Annotated in this window: 19 protein-coding genes; 10 read left to right on the forward strand and 9 right to left on the reverse strand. The window is 67.9% G+C overall.

All coding sequences use genetic code 11. The annotated features are described in order from the left end of the window. Positions 1–35: 35 nt before the first annotated feature. The 3 genes from MRBLST15_RS18205 to MRBLST15_RS18215 all read left to right on the forward strand — a co-directional run bounded on the left by MRBLST15_RS18205 (position 36) and on the right by MRBLST15_RS18215 (position 1557). Positions 36–479 carry a hypothetical protein gene (locus MRBLST15_RS18205; protein WP_265953069.1) on the forward strand — a complete coding sequence of 148 codons (444 nt, stop codon included), beginning with the start codon at positions 36–38 and terminating at the stop codon, positions 477–479. Between the two features lie 11 nt (positions 480–490). Further along, a complete protein-coding gene (locus MRBLST15_RS18210; protein WP_367787216.1) occupies positions 491–991 on the forward strand; it encodes a GNAT family N-acetyltransferase in 501 nt (166 codons plus the stop codon). Between the two features lie 134 nt (positions 992–1125). After that, positions 1126–1557, forward strand: coding sequence for a pyridoxamine 5'-phosphate oxidase family protein (locus tag MRBLST15_RS18215; protein ID WP_312704485.1), 432 nt, complete (start codon positions 1126–1128; stop codon positions 1555–1557). Positions 1558–1598: 41 nt separating this feature from the next. Here the strand turns inward: MRBLST15_RS18215 and MRBLST15_RS18220 are convergent, their stop codons facing one another. Then, on the reverse strand, positions 1599–2984 hold the full coding sequence (locus MRBLST15_RS18220; protein WP_265953075.1) for a DUF2867 domain-containing protein: 1386 nt from the start codon (positions 2982–2984) through the stop codon (positions 1599–1601). Between the two features lie 11 nt (positions 2985–2995). Continuing rightward, positions 2996–3307: a metalloregulator ArsR/SmtB family transcription factor gene (locus MRBLST15_RS18225; protein WP_025873922.1), complete on the reverse strand. Its 312-nt coding sequence runs from the start codon at positions 3305–3307 to the stop codon at positions 2996–2998. A 131-nt stretch (positions 3308–3438) separates the two neighbouring features. Here MRBLST15_RS18225 and MRBLST15_RS18230 point away from each other — a divergent pair, with 131 nt between their 5' ends. From MRBLST15_RS18230 to MRBLST15_RS18255, 6 genes are all read left to right on the forward strand, one after another. Next, positions 3439–4032 (forward strand): NMCC_0638 family (lipo)protein, encoded by a 594-nt coding sequence (locus tag MRBLST15_RS18230; RefSeq protein ID WP_367787219.1) that lies wholly within the window; start codon positions 3439–3441, stop codon positions 4030–4032. Between the two features lie 186 nt (positions 4033–4218). Further along, positions 4219–4686 carry a DUF2975 domain-containing protein gene (locus MRBLST15_RS18235; RefSeq protein WP_265953084.1) on the forward strand — a complete coding sequence of 156 codons (468 nt, stop codon included), beginning with the start codon at positions 4219–4221 and terminating at the stop codon, positions 4684–4686. 13 nt (positions 4687–4699) lie between these two features. Next, the gene (locus MRBLST15_RS18240; RefSeq protein ID WP_265953079.1) at positions 4700–4924 is read left to right on the forward strand and encodes a helix-turn-helix domain-containing protein; all 225 of its coding nucleotides are present in this window, start codon (positions 4700–4702) and stop codon (positions 4922–4924) included. A 62-nt stretch (positions 4925–4986) separates the two neighbouring features. Then, positions 4987–6525, forward strand: coding sequence for a TerC family protein (locus tag MRBLST15_RS18245; RefSeq protein ID WP_367787221.1), 1539 nt, complete (start codon positions 4987–4989; stop codon positions 6523–6525). A gap of 82 nt (positions 6526–6607) precedes the next feature. Further along, entirely contained in the window at positions 6608–7744 is a 1137-nt protein-coding gene (locus MRBLST15_RS18250) for a metallophosphoesterase (protein WP_367787341.1), read from the forward strand. Between the two features lie 141 nt (positions 7745–7885). Beyond that, entirely contained in the window at positions 7886–9148 is a 1263-nt protein-coding gene (locus MRBLST15_RS18255; protein WP_367787343.1) for an MFS transporter, read from the forward strand. 4 nt (positions 9149–9152) lie between these two features. On the opposite strand, the gene MRBLST15_RS18260 is transcribed toward MRBLST15_RS18255, so the two are convergent. Continuing rightward, positions 9153–10100, reverse strand: a complete 948-nt coding sequence (locus tag MRBLST15_RS18260; protein WP_265953354.1) for a nucleoside hydrolase — start codon at positions 10098–10100, stop codon at positions 9153–9155. Positions 10101–10254: 154 nt separating this feature from the next. Between MRBLST15_RS18260 and MRBLST15_RS18265 the strand changes: the two genes are divergently transcribed. Then, positions 10255–10593 carry a hypothetical protein gene (locus MRBLST15_RS18265; protein WP_265953355.1) on the forward strand — a complete coding sequence of 113 codons (339 nt, stop codon included), beginning with the start codon at positions 10255–10257 and terminating at the stop codon, positions 10591–10593. A 92-nt stretch (positions 10594–10685) separates the two neighbouring features. On the opposite strand, the gene MRBLST15_RS18270 is transcribed toward MRBLST15_RS18265, so the two are convergent. From MRBLST15_RS18270 to mdcE, 6 genes are all read right to left on the reverse strand, one after another. Then, the gene (locus tag MRBLST15_RS18270) at positions 10686–11405 is read right to left on the reverse strand and encodes a GntR family transcriptional regulator (RefSeq protein WP_099819348.1); all 720 of its coding nucleotides are present in this window, start codon (positions 11403–11405) and stop codon (positions 10686–10688) included. 55 nt (positions 11406–11460) lie between these two features. After that, positions 11461–12828, reverse strand: a complete 1368-nt coding sequence (locus tag MRBLST15_RS18275; protein ID WP_100551821.1) for an SLC13 family permease — start codon at positions 12826–12828, stop codon at positions 11461–11463. Between the two features lie 117 nt (positions 12829–12945). Next, on the reverse strand, positions 12946–13866 hold the full coding sequence (gene mdcH / locus MRBLST15_RS18280) for a malonate decarboxylase subunit epsilon (RefSeq protein ID WP_367787225.1): 921 nt from the start codon (positions 13864–13866) through the stop codon (positions 12946–12948). After that, on the reverse strand, positions 13863–14720 hold the full coding sequence (mdcB, locus tag MRBLST15_RS18285; RefSeq protein WP_265953358.1) for a triphosphoribosyl-dephospho-CoA synthase MdcB: 858 nt from the start codon (positions 14718–14720) through the stop codon (positions 13863–13865). Before mdcB ends, mdcH begins: the two co-directional genes overlap by 4 nt. Next, positions 14717–15367, reverse strand: a complete 651-nt coding sequence (gene mdcG / locus MRBLST15_RS18290; protein ID WP_367787227.1) for a malonate decarboxylase holo-[acyl-carrier-protein] synthase — start codon at positions 15365–15367, stop codon at positions 14717–14719. The genes mdcB and mdcG overlap by 4 nt, the downstream gene beginning before the upstream one ends. Continuing rightward, positions 15360–16064, reverse strand: coding sequence for a biotin-independent malonate decarboxylase subunit gamma (mdcE, locus tag MRBLST15_RS18295; protein ID WP_265953367.1), 705 nt, complete (start codon positions 16062–16064; stop codon positions 15360–15362). The genes mdcG and mdcE overlap by 8 nt, the downstream gene beginning before the upstream one ends. Positions 16065–16066: the final 2 nt, after the last annotated feature.

Below are 16066 nucleotides of genomic sequence, written 5' to 3' on the forward strand. Positions count from 1 at the left end.
CTAGACTGGAGCCTCGTCTGCCGGAGGAGTACGCCATGACTCTGCGTTCCGTTGTGACTGCCACGCTGGTGGCGGGCCTGTTCGCTGGCTGCGCCAGCAGCGCACCGCAAGCCGATGCGGGCGCCGATGCGCCGCGTCATCCTTCGATCGCCGCCGATGCCAGCCCGGTGCCAGCCTTTACCGGTGGTGGCGAAGGCTGGTCCATCGAGATCGCCTCCACCGGCAAGGGCAATCACGATGCCACGCTCACCGTTGCTGGCCGCAGCAGCGCAGGCACGCTGCGCTACCTCGGCCAACCGGCCGGTGCGCCTGGTTCGTTGACGGTGCTCAACGGTGAGCTGGGCACGCAGCCGACCATCGTCGAAATCAAGCGCGAGCCCTGCCGCAATGCCGAAGGCGTGGATACATCGGCCAGCGTGCAGGTGACGGTTGAACGCCAGCCACAGCGCCGCGGCTGTGGCTTCCTGGCCGTGTACTGACCGATCCACGCATGATCGACATTCCGCTGCTGGAAACACCGCGCCTGCGCCTGCGCGCGCCATGCCTGGACGACTTCCCGGTGTACGCCGCGTTCCTGGCCTCGCCGCGGGCGCGCGGCATGGGCGGACCGTTCGGTGAGGTCGCCGCGTGGGGACAGTTCTGCCACGATCTTGCCAGCTGGCATCTGTTCGGGCACGGCGCATTGATGATCGAGCGCCGCGACACGGGCGAGTGCATCGGCCAGGTGGGCATCAACCATGGCCCGTTGTTCCCGGAACAGGAACTGGGCTGGTTGCTGTATGCCGGGCAGGAAGGACAGGGGGTCGCCAGCGAAGGCGCCTCGGCGCTGCGTGATTGGGCGTTCGTGGTGCGTGGCCTGCCGACCCTGGTCAGCTACATGGCAGCGGACAACCACGCTTCGCAGGCCGTGGCGATCCGCCTCGGCGGCGTGTTGGATGCGCAGGCGGTGCGCAGCGATCCGGATGACCTGGTGTTCCGCTATCCGCGTTGACGCTTGAGGGGCACTGCAGCGCGAGCGCAGAAACACCGCCCCGCTCGCTGCGTGAAGAAAGCGGCAGCAGCCATCCACGCCTCGGTCACCGCAGTGGGCAGACGCTGGCCGTCCACCTGTTGAAGGAACTGCCCATGACCACGCTCACCCTGCCCGAACTGGCCAAGAAGATGGCCGGCATCGATTTCACCATGCTGCAGACCCACGCCAATGGCCAGATCGCCGGCCGGCCGATGAGCAACAACGGCGATGTGGACTACGACGGCGACAGCTGGTTCTTCACCATGGAGGACACCGACATGGTGCGCGAGATCAGCGCCGACCCCAACGTCGCGTTGGGTCTCACCGGCAGCAAGTCGCTGCTGGGCAAGCCGCCGCTGTTCGTGCACGTGCAGGGCAGGGCAGCGCTGATCCGCGATCGCGGCACGATGGCCCAGCACTGGGTGAAGGACCTGGAGCGGTGGTTCGAACAGGGCGTGGAAACACCGGGGCTGGTGCTGATCCACGTGCACGCCAGCCGCATCCACTACTGGGATGGCGAGGACGAGGGCGAGATCGTGGTCTGATCGCGGGGACCGCACAGGGCCCCGTGCCTTGCGTCCATCGGTCAGGAGTGCGCAGGCTCGCTGGACCATGCTGCCAGTTCCGGCGCCAGCGCATGTTCAACGGCGCGGCGCAGCAGTGCCGGGGCCACGTAATGACGATGCGCGCTGTCGATCATCGCCATGTAGAAGCGGCCAAACGCATTGAGCGTCTGCACGCGCGAGCCCAGGCTGATGAGGACCTGGCCGTCCTCGCAGAACTGCACGCGCACGCTGCTGCGGAAGCGCAGATGGCGGTCGTCTGCGCCGAGCAGCACTTCGGCACACCGGTCTTCCGCATCCACCTGCGCATCCAGCACCGGGAAACGCCCGCCGAAGACGCGGCTGCGGTCGGTGGACAGCAGTGACGACACCGGGCAGCCCAGCGGCGAGGTGCGTAGACGCAGCGGCGCGACCAGACGATTGCGCAGGGCCATCAAGCGGCCGACGCCGGCTGGCGGATTGCGCAGGAAACCATCCAGTACGTCGGCCAGGAGGGCGGAGGCGGAGCGGTGACTGATCTGCCCGCCGTGCAGCGCCAGCGTGGTCGTGTCGTTGTAGTGACTATGCGGCAGTGCGCTGGCGAGCATCCCCTGCGTGGGCGCCGCGCTGCTGCAGACCGGGTACGCCGGCGTTGCCCGTTCCACGAATCCGCGCAGTGGCTCCAGGCTGAGGCGACGCAGCGGTCCCAGCAATGTGCGCGTCTGTGCACACAGGCGCGCGCGCAGGCTGGGTGCTGCTGCCTGCAGTGACAGCTGCAGCAACGGCGTGGCCGCCAGTGTGGTTGCGGTAGGCCAGTGCGCAGCAGGCAGCACCTCGGTCAGGCTGGGAATGTCTGCGGCGTTGGCCTGTGCCTGTACGCGTGCCTGCTCGCTCATGGCCCCGGCCAGCTCATTGCTGTGGCACGAAAGCGCGAACAGGGCAGGGTGCGCCGGACTGTTCGAGGCGAACTGGTGCCAGGTGCCGCCGCCGAAGCGCACGGTGAACAGGCAATCGGGCGGGATGCGGACACGACGCAGTGACCGCAGGAAATGCGCGGGATCGTCCGCCAGCTGCCGATCGGATGCGCTGGCAAACCGCAGTTCGGCACCTGCACTGCCGGCGATGGCGGTGAACATGCGCGGCCCGGCATGGCGATGGAAGGGATGGCCGCCGGCACCCACCACGAAGCTGTACAGCGATGACGCATCGCCGTGCTGCAGATGCATGCCGCCCAGCCGCGCCGAGGGCTCGTCCAGTGCATCGATGAAGGCCGGATGGTGGCGCTGGCGCTGGCTGGCATCGCTCACCAGCGCATCGCCGGCACCGATGCCGAGCTGCGCGATCAGGGTGACTTCCACCGGGCCACCGCCGTCGTGTGCCGGAAGCTGGATACTCGGGAACGAACAGCTGGTGCGGGTCGAACCGGGCATCGCAGTGCTCCTCAGCGGGCGGGTGTCTTGCGGCGCGCGCGCGCTTCGCGCTTCAACGGACCACCGACCGGACAGACTTCGGCGGCCCAGGAAAACAGCGTGTTGGCCAAGCGGTCGGGCACCTGCCGGAAGTACACGAACTGGCCGCGCTTCTCGCGTTCGATCAGGCCGGCGTCTTCCAGGATGCGCAGGTGGCTGGACAGTGCCGGCTTGCTGAAATCGAAGCGCTCGGCCAGCTCGCCCGCGCTGAGCTCACCGGCGCTGAGGTAGGCCAGGATCTGCCGGCGTGCGGTGGAGGCCAAGGCTTCGAAGATGCGGTCCATGGGGTCAGTTAACTAATTCGTTAACTGATGTTCTCCCTGCGGCTGGGTGATGTCAAGCGCGGGCGTGCCCGTTGCGTTCTGCCACCCGGCTTTGCCATCCTCCCCGCTGTTTTCCGTTCCCTGGAGTTGCAATGCGCCCTGCGCCCTGGCTGATGGTTGGCCTGCTGCTGCCGATCGTGGTGATGGCCCAGCCCGCGCGTGCGCCGAAAACACCGGCGCAGGATCCCTTCAGCGAACTGTTCGACACCGCCTGCATGCAGCACATCGGTGCACCGGCGCGCCTGCAGTCGCTGATGGAGGCCAACGGCCTGACCCCGCTGCAGCCGGCCGAGGCCGCTACGCTGCTGCAGGGCCAGCCGGGCATGGCGTGGATGGTGCCGTTGGCCAGTGGCCGCTATGCGGTCAGCTGGGCCGACGATGGCACCTGCACCGTGTATGCCGAGAAGGCCGACCCGGCGGTGGTGCAGAAGGGCTTCGCACGGCTGATGCAGGCTGCACCGAAGCCACTGCAGATCCGCTCGCTGCCCTCGCGCGGTCCATTGTCCGGCGACCAGGTGGCGATCCAGTACGGCTGGGCAACGCCGGGCGAAAGCAAGCTGCGCGTGCGCTTCCGGCTGGTCACCCGGCAGGCCGCCGAGGCGGGAGTGCAGGCAATGGCCTCGGCCACACCGGGCGAGGCGATGCGCGAACAGGCCGCGCCGCCGGCATCCGCACCTGCCCGGTAACGGCGCCGGAGCGGAAGCGATTCAGCCAACAGCCTGCGGATGTGATATATCGTTTATCGATAAATCCACCCCGGGGCGGCAGGGCTGCTCCACTTCGGAGGCTGCTTGACCGCTCGTCCCGCCCGCGCCCTTCCTGCGCGCGGCTTGTTCACCCTGGCCCAGACCGCCGTGCAGGCGGTGCGCGCGATGTGCTGGCTGGGCATCCTGGCCGCACTGCTGGCCGTGCCGCTGGTGGCCTATGACCGCAGCTGGCTGCTGGACAGCGTGCACGATGCGCAGGCGGCGGCCATGCACGGTTCGCATCTGTTCCTGCACTTCTGCGTGGGCCTGGCCGCCATCGTCGCGCTGCTGGTGCTGTGCCTGGTGTTCCTGCGCCACCTGGCGCGGCTGCTGCGGTCTGCGGCCAACGAACGTCCCTTCACCCATGCCAATGCCGTGCGCCTGCAACGCATGGCCTGGCTGATGCTGGCGATGGAGGTGCTGTCCATCCTGATCGGCGTATACGCCAGCTGGATGGGTCCGGACTTCGCCTGGATGGAGGTGGGCGGTGGCATGTCGATCACCGGCCTGGTCGCGGTGCTGATGCTGTTCGTGCTCGCGCGGGTGTTCACCGTCGGCGCAGCGATGCGCGACGATCTGGACGGTGTGATCTGATGGGCATGATCTGATGGCGATCATCATCACCCTCGACCGCATGCTGCAGCAGCGCGGTATGACCCTGTCCGAGCTGGCAGGTCGCATCGACATCACCCTGGCCAACCTGTCGATCCTGAAGACCGGCAAAGCGCGTGCGATCCGCTTTTCCACGCTCGATGCGATCTGCCGCGAACTGCAATGCAGCCCCGGTGACCTGCTCGGGCATGACCCGATGCAGGCGCAGGATGCGGATTGACCTTCGCTGCGCCGCATACCTGCACCGCATTACTTTCCCCCTACTGACGAAACGGACCTGAAATGGAATGGTTGGCTGACCCCTCGATATGGATGGGCCTTGCAACCCTGGTCGTGCTGGAGATCGTTCTCGGCATCGACAACCTGGTGTTCATCGCGATCCTGGCCGACAAGCTGCCGCCGCACCAGCGTGACCGCGCGCGGGTGATCGGCCTGGCACTGGCGCTGCTGATGCGGCTGGTGCTGCTGGCCGCGCTGGCCTGGATCATGAAACTGACCGAACCGCTGGTCACCCTGTTCGAGCACAGCTTCTCCGGGCGTGATCTGATCCTGCTGGGCGGCGGCCTGTTCCTGCTGTTCAAGGGCACGATGGAACTGCACGAGCGGCTGGAAGGCCGCGAGCATCACGAAGATGGCAAGAAGGTCTACGCCAGCTTCGCGATGGTGGTGGCGCAGATCGTGGTGCTCGATGCAGTGTTCTCGCTGGACTCGGTGATCACCGCCGTCGGCATGGTCGACAACCTCGGCGTGATGTACGCGGCGGTGACCATCGCGATGGCGCTGATGCTGCTGGCCAGCAAGCCGCTGACCCGCTTCGTCAACAAGCACCCGACCGTGGTGGTGCTGTGCCTGGGCTTCCTGCTGATGATCGGTTTCAGCCTGGTGGCCGAGGGCCTGGGCTACAGGATTCCGAAGGGGTACCTGTACGCGGCCATCGCGTTCTCGATCCTGGTGGAGGCGTTCAACCAGTGGATACGTTTCAACCGCGAGCGCAACGAGCAGCGCCAGCCGTTCCGACAGCGTACCGCCGACGCCGTGCTGCGCCTGCTGGGCGCGCGCCAGGCCAATGGCCACGATGAGGAAGAAGCCGACGAGCGCGGCAGTACCGAAGAACGCCTGCAGCCGGCCGAGCACGAGATGATCCGCAGCGTGCTGGGCTTGGCTGATCGCCCGGTGTCCAGCGTGATGACCGTGCGTGCCGACGTGCAGTGGATCGACATGGCGCGTGGTCACGATGATGTGGTCGCCCGCCTGGTGGCGTCGCCGCATACGCGGATGCTGGTGGGCGAAGGGGACCTGGACAGCCTGCGTGGCGTGGTGCAGAGCCGCGACCTGCTGGCCGACCTGCTGCAGGGCAAGCCGTTGCAGCTCGAAGGCAACCTGCGCGAGCCGCAGTACGTGCTGTCCAGCGCCAGTGCGTTGCAGGCCCTGGAACTGATCCGCCAGCACCCGGTGCCGCTGGCGGTGGCGGTGGACGAGTACGGCAGCGTGGAAGGCCTGGTGACCGCCAATGACCTGCTGGCGGCCATCGCCGGTGACCTCGCCGACACCCAGGATGAGCGCTATGGCGTGGTCGCGCAGGGCGAGGACTGCTGGGACGCCGACGGCGCGCTGACCTTGGACGACCTGCAGCGGCTGGCCGGCGTGTCGCTGCCGCGCAGTCCGGACTACATGACCATCTCCGGGCTGGTGCTGGAACAGCTGGGGCGCCTGCCCGACATCGACGACACGCTGGAGGTGGCCGGTATCCGCATCACCGTGCTGGCGATGGAGAAGCGCCGCATCACACGATTGCGGGTGGAGCGCTTGCCCGAAGCATGATGGCGCCGGGGCCGGGCCTGAGCCCGGCTCTATCCATTGCCATCTTCTGCCGTCACCATGGCGGGCCTGTTTGCCGTTCTGGATTGTCGTAGTGCTGAGTACTATTGGTTTTCTGATGGGCCTGTATGTGGCCTGGCGCCTGTTCTGGCCGTTGCGCCTGCCTGTCTGGTTGAAGGTGGTGCTGTCCGCGCTGCTGGTCGGCATTGCCGTGCAGCTGCGCATCGTCGCCAGCTTCTGGGGCACGATGGCCTCGCCGGAGATTCCGAAGATGGCCATCGCCACGCTGGCCACCGGCTCCACCGCGGTGCTGCTGCTGGCCCTGGCGCTGCTGGTGCTGGATGCCGGCCTGTTGGCTGCGCGCCTGTTGCGCGCACCGCGTGCCCTCTCTGCACTGCGCAACAGGACGTTGCGCCCGTCTGCCGCGGTGCTGGCGCTGCTGCTCAGTGCCTTCGGTGTCAGCCAGGGCATGGCCGTACCCCAGCCGCGGCAGATCGAGGTGGCAATCGCCGGCCTGCCGCAGGCCTTCGATGGCTACCGCGTGCTGCAGCTCACCGACATCCATGCCAGCCGCCTGCTCACCGGCGACTGGGTGCGCCAGGTCGTGGCTGCAAGCAATGCGCTGCAACCGGATCTGGTGGTGATCACCGGCGACCTGATCGACGGCACGGTGCAGGCGCGCCGCAACGATTACACCCCACTGGCTGACCTGCGTGCGCCGGACGGGGTGATCGCCATCACCGGCAACCACGAGTACTACGCGCAGTACAGCGAATGGATGCAGGCGTTCCGCGCGCTGCACATGCAGGTGCTGGAAAACAGCCACACCCAGGTGCGCCGTGGTGATGCCGCGCTGACCATCGCCGGGGTGACCGATCCGGTGGCCTCGCGCTATGGCCTGCCACTGCCCGACCTGGAGGCGGCGCTGGCCGGGGCCGATCCTGCCGCGCCGGTGATCCTGCTCGACCATCGGCCACGCAATGCACGCGAAGCGGCTGCACGCGGGGTGAAGCTGCAGCTTTCCGGGCACACCCATGGTGGCCAGATCATCGGCATGGACCAGCTGGTGAAGCGTGCCAACGGCGGCTTCGTTTCCGGCCGCTATACGGTGGATGGCATGACGCTGTACGTGAGCAACGGCGCCGGCCTGTGGGCGGGATTCCCGGCCCGCATCGGCGTGCCGTCGGAGATCACGTTGATCACCCTGCGCCGGGCGCGGTGACACAGTGGGGTCGGATCCCTTTGCGAATGGCAAAGGGATCCGACCCCGTTTGCCACGGAGGGGGAGCATCCACGCATGGCGTGGATCTACTGCTTCGTCACTGCCGCCGTGACACCCTTCAGCCATGAAGGAAAACACGCGATGACGGCGGGGCGGCAGCGCTCGATGTGGGTGGCCGGCCTGTCCACGGTGGTGGAGTGGTACGACTTCACCCTGTACCTGTACTTCGCCACGGTGCTGTCGCGGGTGTTCTTCGGCGGCGGCCAGGAGGCGATGCTGGTTACCTTGGCCGGCTTCGCGGTGTCCTATCTGATGCGTCCGCTCGGTGCGCTGTGCTTCGGCCACCTGGGCGACCGGCTCGGCCGGCGCTGGATGCTGCTGGCCTCGATGGCGCTGATGGCGGCGGCCATGCTGGCCACCGCGTTGCTGCCGACCGCCGCGACCGCCGGTGCGACGGCTGGCGTGCTGCTGTTGGTCCTGCGCTGCGTGATGGCGTTCTCGGTGGGCGGCGAATACACCGGCGTGGTCGCCTATCTGCTGGAAAGCGCACCGGCGCGACGACGTGGCCTGGTCACTTCGCTGGCCTCGGCGGCCAGTGAAGTGGGCGCGTTGCTGGCGGTGGCGATCTCCGCCCTCACGGTGGCGCTGTTGCCTGCGCCGCAGCTGGACAGCTGGGGCTGGCGAATCCCGTTCTTCTTCGGCGCGGCGCTGGCACTGGTGATCCTCATCGCGCGTTCGGGCATGCACGAATCGCCGGAATTCGAACGGCAGCGGCGCGAAGGCAGCATTCCCGCCACGCCGCTGCGGCATGTCCTGCGCAACCATCCTGGTGCGGTGGCGCGCACGTTTGCGATTTCCGCGCTGGGGTCGATCACCTACTACGTGGGCATCACCTATGTGCCGGCTTTCCTGCATGCACAGGGACACGACGAAGGCGATGCGCTGTGGCTGTCGACCATTGCAGCGGTGGCGGTGATCGCAATTACCCCGCTGTGCGGCGCGTTGTCCGACCGCTTCGGGCGGCGCCCGCTGCTGCTGGGGCTGACGGTGCTGGCGGCGCTGCTGCCGTTGTCGATGTTCGGCTGGATGGCGTCCGCCGCGCCGTTGGGCATCGTGCTCGCAGCGGTGGTGCTGGCCTGTGTGGCCGGCGGCATCAGTGCCGTCGCGGCACCGGCCACGGCAGAGCAGTTCCCGGGCGAGGGCCGGGTCAGCGGACTGGCGTTGGGGGTAACCATGGCCACCGCGGTGTTTGGCGGGGCGACGCCGTGGCTGGCGCAATGGTGGGTTGAACGCAGTGGCTGGGCAGCGGCGCCGGGGGCGATGATCGCGCTGGTGGCGGTGATGGTGCTGCCGGTGCTGTGGACGTTGCCGGAGACCCGCCCCGTGTCCCGGGGCGGGCAGTGAGCGCTTAGACCTTCAGGGTCTGCTCGATGTCGGCCAGCACCGCAGCCGCATCAACGCCAATGGCAATCGACTGCAGCACGTGGCCGTCCCACACGCTGGGGCCGAAGCCCATGCCTTCCGGCTTGGGAATGGTCATGCCCCGGGCGACGCCGTCGGTGGCCACGCGCACGCTGGCGCGCTCGAACTGGAACAGCTCCGGGCGGGTCAGGGCGATGCAGGCGCAGCAGTCGTGCACGACCATGCCCTTGTGGCCGGCCTGCAGATAGAAGTCGACGTAGTCCTGCGACAGGGCGCGGACCAGTTCGGCATCGGCGCCACCGATGGCGGCCAGCTTGTCCAGGCCGTCGCGGTTCATCTCCACGCGGGTGGTCACGTCCAGGCCGATGGCGGTGACCGGCCAATGGGCGGTGAACACGATGTCAGCCGCTTCGGCGTCGCCCCAGATGTTGGCCTCGGCGGCCGGGGTGATGTTGCCATTGACGTGGAACGCACCGCCCATCAGCACAACGCCGCGCACCAGACCGGCGATGTCCGGAGCCTGCTGCAGGGCCAGCGCCAGGTTGGTCATGCGGCCGACCGCCACCAGGGTCACTTCGCCCGGATGGGCGCGCACCAGGTCGATGATCAGCTGGTGGGCCGGGCGGCCGTCGGCGGCCACATCCAGGGCCTCCGGCACCGGGTGGTTGCCCAGGCCGTTGTGGCCATGGATGTGCACCGGCCAGGCTTCCGGGGTGGCTTCGGGCTGCAGCGGGCCTTCGGCGCCGCGCGAGACCGGGGCGGTGAAACCCCAGGCCTGCTTCAGGAACAGCGCGTTGTGGGTGGTCGACGCCACCGAGGCATTGCCGAAGGTGGTGGTGACCCCGATCAGGTCGATCTGCGGATGCTTGTGCAGGTACAGCAGCGCCAGCGCGTCGTCGACGCCCGGGTCGGTATCGAAAATGACTTTCAGCATGTTGTTGTTCTTCTTCTTCCGTGTGGTGCAGGGGGGCCGGCGGCCCCTAGGGCAGGCCGGCGCGCCCTACATTGTCCCATCTTCATGACAGGCAGGGCCAACCGGCGGCGGTGGTATCGTCTGCGGGCCCAAACCCGTCGCAAGGAGCTGCGCCATGCTGGCTGTGACCCTCGTCCTGATTGCCCTGGTGCTGGGGCTGAACCTGGTGGCCAGCTTCGTGGTGCTGGGGCGCGACGACCTTCCCGTCAGCAGCCGCGCCGGGCAGCTGCTGGTGGTGTGGCTGCTGCCGCTGGTCGGCGCGATCGTGTGCATGGCGATGGCCACCGCCGATGGCTCACCCGCGCGGGGCGATGGCAGTGGCGGTGGACCCGCCGATTTCTCCGGCGGCTATTCCGGCGACAGCAACAGCCACCACAGCTACAGCAGCTCGGACTGCGGCAGCGGCGACAGCGGTGGGGGCGGTGACGGCGGCAGCTGTGGCGGTGGCGATTGACGCAAGGTTCCTGGTTGCCGGCCAGCGGCCGGCACTACCGTGACCTGGCCTCGCCCTGGTAGTGCCGGCCGCTGGCCGGCAACCCCATGAACTCAGCTTCCGCCTTCGGTCGGCAACGGCGCGGGCACGTTCAGCAATCCGCCGCTGGCCACATACGCGGCCAGGGCCTGGCCCTGGCTGAGCAGGTGCCGTTCCATCGTGCGTTCGGCGGCCGCGGCATCGCGCTGGCGGAAGCACTCCATCAGTTCGCGGTGTTCGGCCAGCGACTGCGCGGTGCGGCCCGGCGCCAGCAGCTGGCGGCCACGGTGCATCTTCAGGATGCGGTGCAGGTCGTGGGTGATGCGGATCAGCCACGGGTTGCCGGCGTAATGCTGCACCGTCTCGTGAATGAGGTAGTTGTTGCGGTAGTACTCGGCGATGTTGCCGTCTGCGGCCGCCGTTTCCATCGCCGCGTGCAGCTCTTCCAGCTGCTGCACGCCGGCGTCGTCGATGTGCTTGACCGCTTCATGCGCACAGCGTCCTTCCAGCATCGCCATCACCGGGAACAGCTGGTTGAGGTCTTCCAGCGTCAATCGGGTGACCCGCGCACCGCGGCCCGCATCGATCTGCACCAGGCCTTCGGCGGCGAGCAGCTTCAGTGCCTCGCGCAACGGCGTGCGGCTGATACCCAGTTCCTCGCACAACGCCGGCTCGTCGATCCACTCGCCCGGGGGCAGGCGGTAGTCGTAGATCCGCTCGCGCACGTGCTCGGCCACCTCTTCGTACAGAGGGGCGCGCTTCTTCGGAGTACGCGGAGCGGGAGCAATGGCCATGCACAAAGTGTAACGCCAGGTAGTGCCGGCCAGCGACCGGCACTACCGCAGGCATTTACATCCAGCCCGGCACCACGAACACCAGCCAGGCCAGCAGCGGACCGAATGCCACCACCAGGCCGCTGTAGACAAGGAAGCGGCGGAACAGCGTTTCGCGTTCTTCCTTCGCGGCCGAGGCCACTACCAATGCGCCGTTGGTCGAGAACGGGCTGACATCGACGATGGTGGAGGACACGGCCAGCGCGCAGATCACGCCAGCGGCGCTGAGATGGCCCTGCATCAGGAACGGCACGGCCAGCGGAATGGTGGCACCCAGCACCGCTGCCGACGAGGCGAATGCGGAGACGATGCCCCCCACGTAGCAGACCAGCAGCGCGCCCAGCAGCGGGATGCCGATGCTGGAAACCCCGTGGCCGATGAAGTCGACGGCACCGGCATGTTCGAGTACGCCGATGTAGGTGACCACGCCGCAGATCAGCAGCACGGTGGACCAGCTGATGCCATCCACCGCACCCTTCTGGCTCTGCGGCGACAGCAGTGCCAGCACCACGGCAACGGTGATCGAAACCAGGCCGACGTTGAGGTTGTAGATCAGTGCCGCAACGCCCAGGCCGAGCAGACCGATCAGGGTGAACAGGCGCTCGCGGGTCAGGCCCACCGCATCCAGTGCCACCGGATCGTTGGACAGAGTGCCACCACCGGCCGCGACCAGCGCACCGTGGCCTTCAATGGCGAACTGCCGCGATGAGGCCTGCGGACCACCGGCCATCGCCAGTTCCGCGGTGCCGACCGTGCCCGCCGCAGTGATCGAACCGCGACGCAGCAGCGCGATGCCGCCGAAGGCGAAGAAGCAGATCGTCGCCATCATGAAGTTGAAGCCGAGGCTGGTCAGGAACACGGCCATTTCGGTGACTTCCAGCCCGGCCTTCTGCACCACGCCATTGGTGATGCTGCCGTACACGCTGATCGGCGAGAAGCCACCCGCCTGCGCGCCATGGATCACCAGCAGGCCCATCATCAGCGGGTTGATGTGGTACTGCTTGGCAAAGCGCAGTGCGACCGGGCCGATGATCGCCACCGCGGCCGGGCCCAGCGCACCGAAGGCGGTCAGCACGGCGGTGATCACGAACATCACCCACGGGATGGCGACGATATGGCCGCGTACCGCTTTCACCGCCCAGTGCACCAGCAGGTCGATGGTGCCGTTCTTCTGCGCGATGGCGAACAGGTAGGTGATGCCGACCAGGGTCAGGAACAGGTCGCCCGGGAAGCCAGCGAGGACTTCCTTGCCTCCCATGTCGACCCAGAGCCCGCCGACGATGAAGGCCAGCGCGAAGGCGACGGCACCCATGTTGATCGGCATCGCGGTGGCGACGATGAACATGATCACCAGACCGATGATCGTTGCAATTTGTGGAGTCATGCGCCCTCCCAGACACCTGATTCGCGTACTGCACGGATGGAAGCCCGCCATCCCGGGGTAGGGCCTGTTACGTACTGCGCGTTACGTACTGCTCAAACCCGCTACTGCTCAAACCCGTTACTGCAGCCGCTGCAGCGCGCTGCGGACCCACGCCGCCGCGCCGTCCAGGCTCTGGAATTCCTCGATCGCGCGCACCTCGCAGCACGGATAGGCCGGCGCGATCATGCGTGCCAGCGCGTTGCCCGGGCCCAGCTGCAGGAACACACGCGCGCCGCGCTCGAATGCCTGGCGCATCACCTGTGCCCATTCGATGGTCTGCGCCAGCTGCGCGGACAGCGTATGCACCGTCGTCGTGGTGTCGCGTACCGGCCGTGCATCGATGCCGGCCAGCAGTGGCAGGCGAGGAGCATGCAGGGTGGTGGCCTGCAGCGCTGCGGCGAACGGTTCGACTGCCGCCGACAACAGTGGCGTGTGCGCCGGCACATGCACCGGCAGCAGGCGTACCTCCGCACCCCGCTCGTGCGCGGCAGCGGCCAGCGACCGCAGTGCCTGCTGCGTGCCGCCAACGATGAAGTGGTCTGCGCCGTTGGCGATGGCCACGTGCGCGCCGTGCGTGTCGCACAGCGGCTGGAGCGTCTGTCGATCCAGGCCGAGGATGGCCTGCATGCCCGCACCGGCGGGACTGGCAGCATCCATCAGGCGCGCGCGCTGGGCCGACAGCGAAAGACAGGTGGTAGCGTCGAAGCTACCGGCGACGGCATGCGCCGCCAGTTCGCCGATGCTGTACCCGGCCAGCACGATCGGGCTGGGCAGGGTGTCGCGCAGGACATGCCATTGCGCGATGGTGGCAGCGCACAGCAGTGGTTGCGCCTGTGCGTTGTCGAAGCGGTCGTCGGCGGCCGCGGCAGCGAACACGTCGCGTCCCAGCACGTCGCCCGCCGCGTCCAGTACCGCGCGTGCAACGGCGATGCCACGCACGCGGTCGAACATCGCCGGATGCTGCGCACCTTGTCCGGGGCAGAGCAGGGCCAGGCTCATGCACCCTCCTGCTGCAGCAGGAACCAGGCGCAGGCCAGCAGATCGGCACTGCCACCCGGGCTGAGCCGACGCATCACGAAGGCTTCGCCCATGGACTGCAGGCGCATGCGCCAGTCCGGCGCGAAGGCGCCGCCCGAGGAAAGGAATGCGCTTGCTTGTTGCTGCGCCCAACGCAGGCCCTCGGCGCCACCACGGTGCAGCAGGTTCAGATCGTCCACCTGCGCCATCAGTTGCATCAGCGTGTGGCACAGCGCGGCGTCGCGCGGCAGGCCGCTGTGCAGCGCGTGGCGCAGGGTGGGCAGGGCCAGTTCGCGCAGCACCGGGTAACCCGCGGCAGCCTGCTCGCGTACGCCGCTGACCCCATGACGTGCACGCGCGCGCTGTCCCGGGCTGTGCGGGTCCAGTGGCGCCGCGATGAGCGCGTCTTTCCATTGCTGGACCGCCAGGCACACCTGCGCGCCGGATACGGCATGGCCATGCACGCGCCGGCACCCAGCCGCGGCGGCCACCAGCAAGCCAAGGCTGAAGATCGCACCGCGATGGGTGTTGATGCCGCCGGTGGCGGCCCGCATGGCCGTTTCGGCGGCAATACCGTGATCGCGCAGCACCGTGAAGGGTGCCCCCGCGGCACCGGCCCTTGCCACCGCAGTGAAGTAGTGGCGCAGGGCGAACAGGCTGCGCAGGAAGGTGCTGGCATCCATGTCGTCATGGCTGCCGCTGTTGAACGGCGTGACCAGGCCAGGTTTCGGGGCGCAGGCCAGCTCGGTGTGCAGGCTGGCAATGGCCAGCCGTCCCAGGCGTGCGCTGTCGACCACTGCGCCACATGCAGGCAACGGCTTGCGGGCGGCGATCATGCGATCGCCTCGCGCGTGGCGAACAGCGTATCGCGCGCTTCCAATGCGGCTCCGTCCAAGCGCTTCACCAACACCTGGCGACTGCGGCCGGCAAGTTCGCGCCAGTTCACCGCGCCACCATCGGGCAGGCACAGCTCGCCATCAAGGCGATGCGGATGGCGGGTCTCCCATGCCAGCAACTGCGCGATCAGCGCCTCGGCCTGCGCGGCATCGGTCACCTGCCATAGCAGGTCGATGTCCGAACGCTCATGCACGTAGGGCAGGGTGGTCAGCCATTGCCAAGCGAAGGCGCCGAACACATGGGCCGGGGCCAGTGCCTGCAGGTCGTGAAGCGATTGCTGCCACGCCTGCGGAACCACGGCGTCGCCTGCCGCCAGCAGCTCACTCAATGCCGGCGGTGCGTGCATGCGAGCGACATCGTGCAGCGGTACGCGCAATGACAGCCTCTGCTTGCCTTCGGCCGGTGGCAGTGGAACGCCCAGTCGCAGGCGCGGATCGGGATCATCCGCCGCACGACGTGCCACTACGGCAGGGAAGCCGTGCGCCAGCCACGCGGCAAGGCGCGGCTCGTGCGTGGGTACGTCGGCCCGCCAATCGGCATCGACCGACAGCCAGACCAGCGTATGCCGGGCGGGCCGCTCAGGCATTGCCCTGGCTCACTGCAGTGGCCACCCGCGCAGCCAATGTACGGCCACCCCGTTCGGCGCCAAGCGCGGCGCGATGGTCACCGTCGGCGGGTGCGCGCAGTGCGTCCAGCAGGTGACGCGCCAGGTCGCCATCCCACAGCGATTGCACTGCGCCCATCGCCACGTAGTTCTCCACGCCCGGCGCGAACACAGGCGAGGTCAGGCTCAGCGCCTGCAGTTTTTCCAGCGGCTGCTTGGTCACCCTTGCCATCGCGCGCAGGTCCATCACCCGCACCTGCGCATCGGGCAGGGCATGGATGTGGTCAGCCATCAACCCGAATGACAGGAAACCGCCGCTGACCGATTCGCCATAGACCAGCGTGACCAGGCGCGCACCACGACGGCGGGCCAGGTCCAGGGTCTGTGCGAGGTGGGCGAAGTAGCCGTTGATGCCCAGCAGTTCATCGCGGCGCGCCAGCCGCTGGCCGGCGGTATCGACCAGCATCACGATCGGACGCTGCGGATGTGCAGCGGTGCTGGCCAGCACCGTATCGGCCAGCACCAGGGCGTGGTCCACGCCTACTTCGATCTTGTCGGTGGTGCCGATCACGGTCACCTCGCCGTCGTCGGTGGTCGCTGTTCCGGTCAGTACCGAATCATTCACCGCGATTGCATGGCCACGCGGGAACAGCGCGTCCAGCAGAGTAGTCAATGGCATGC

Source organism: Stenotrophomonas sp. LST15-1-1.1 (assembly GCF_040815575.1).
In the GTDB taxonomy this organism is placed as follows: domain Bacteria; phylum Pseudomonadota; class Gammaproteobacteria; order Xanthomonadales; family Xanthomonadaceae; genus Stenotrophomonas; species Stenotrophomonas lactitubi_B.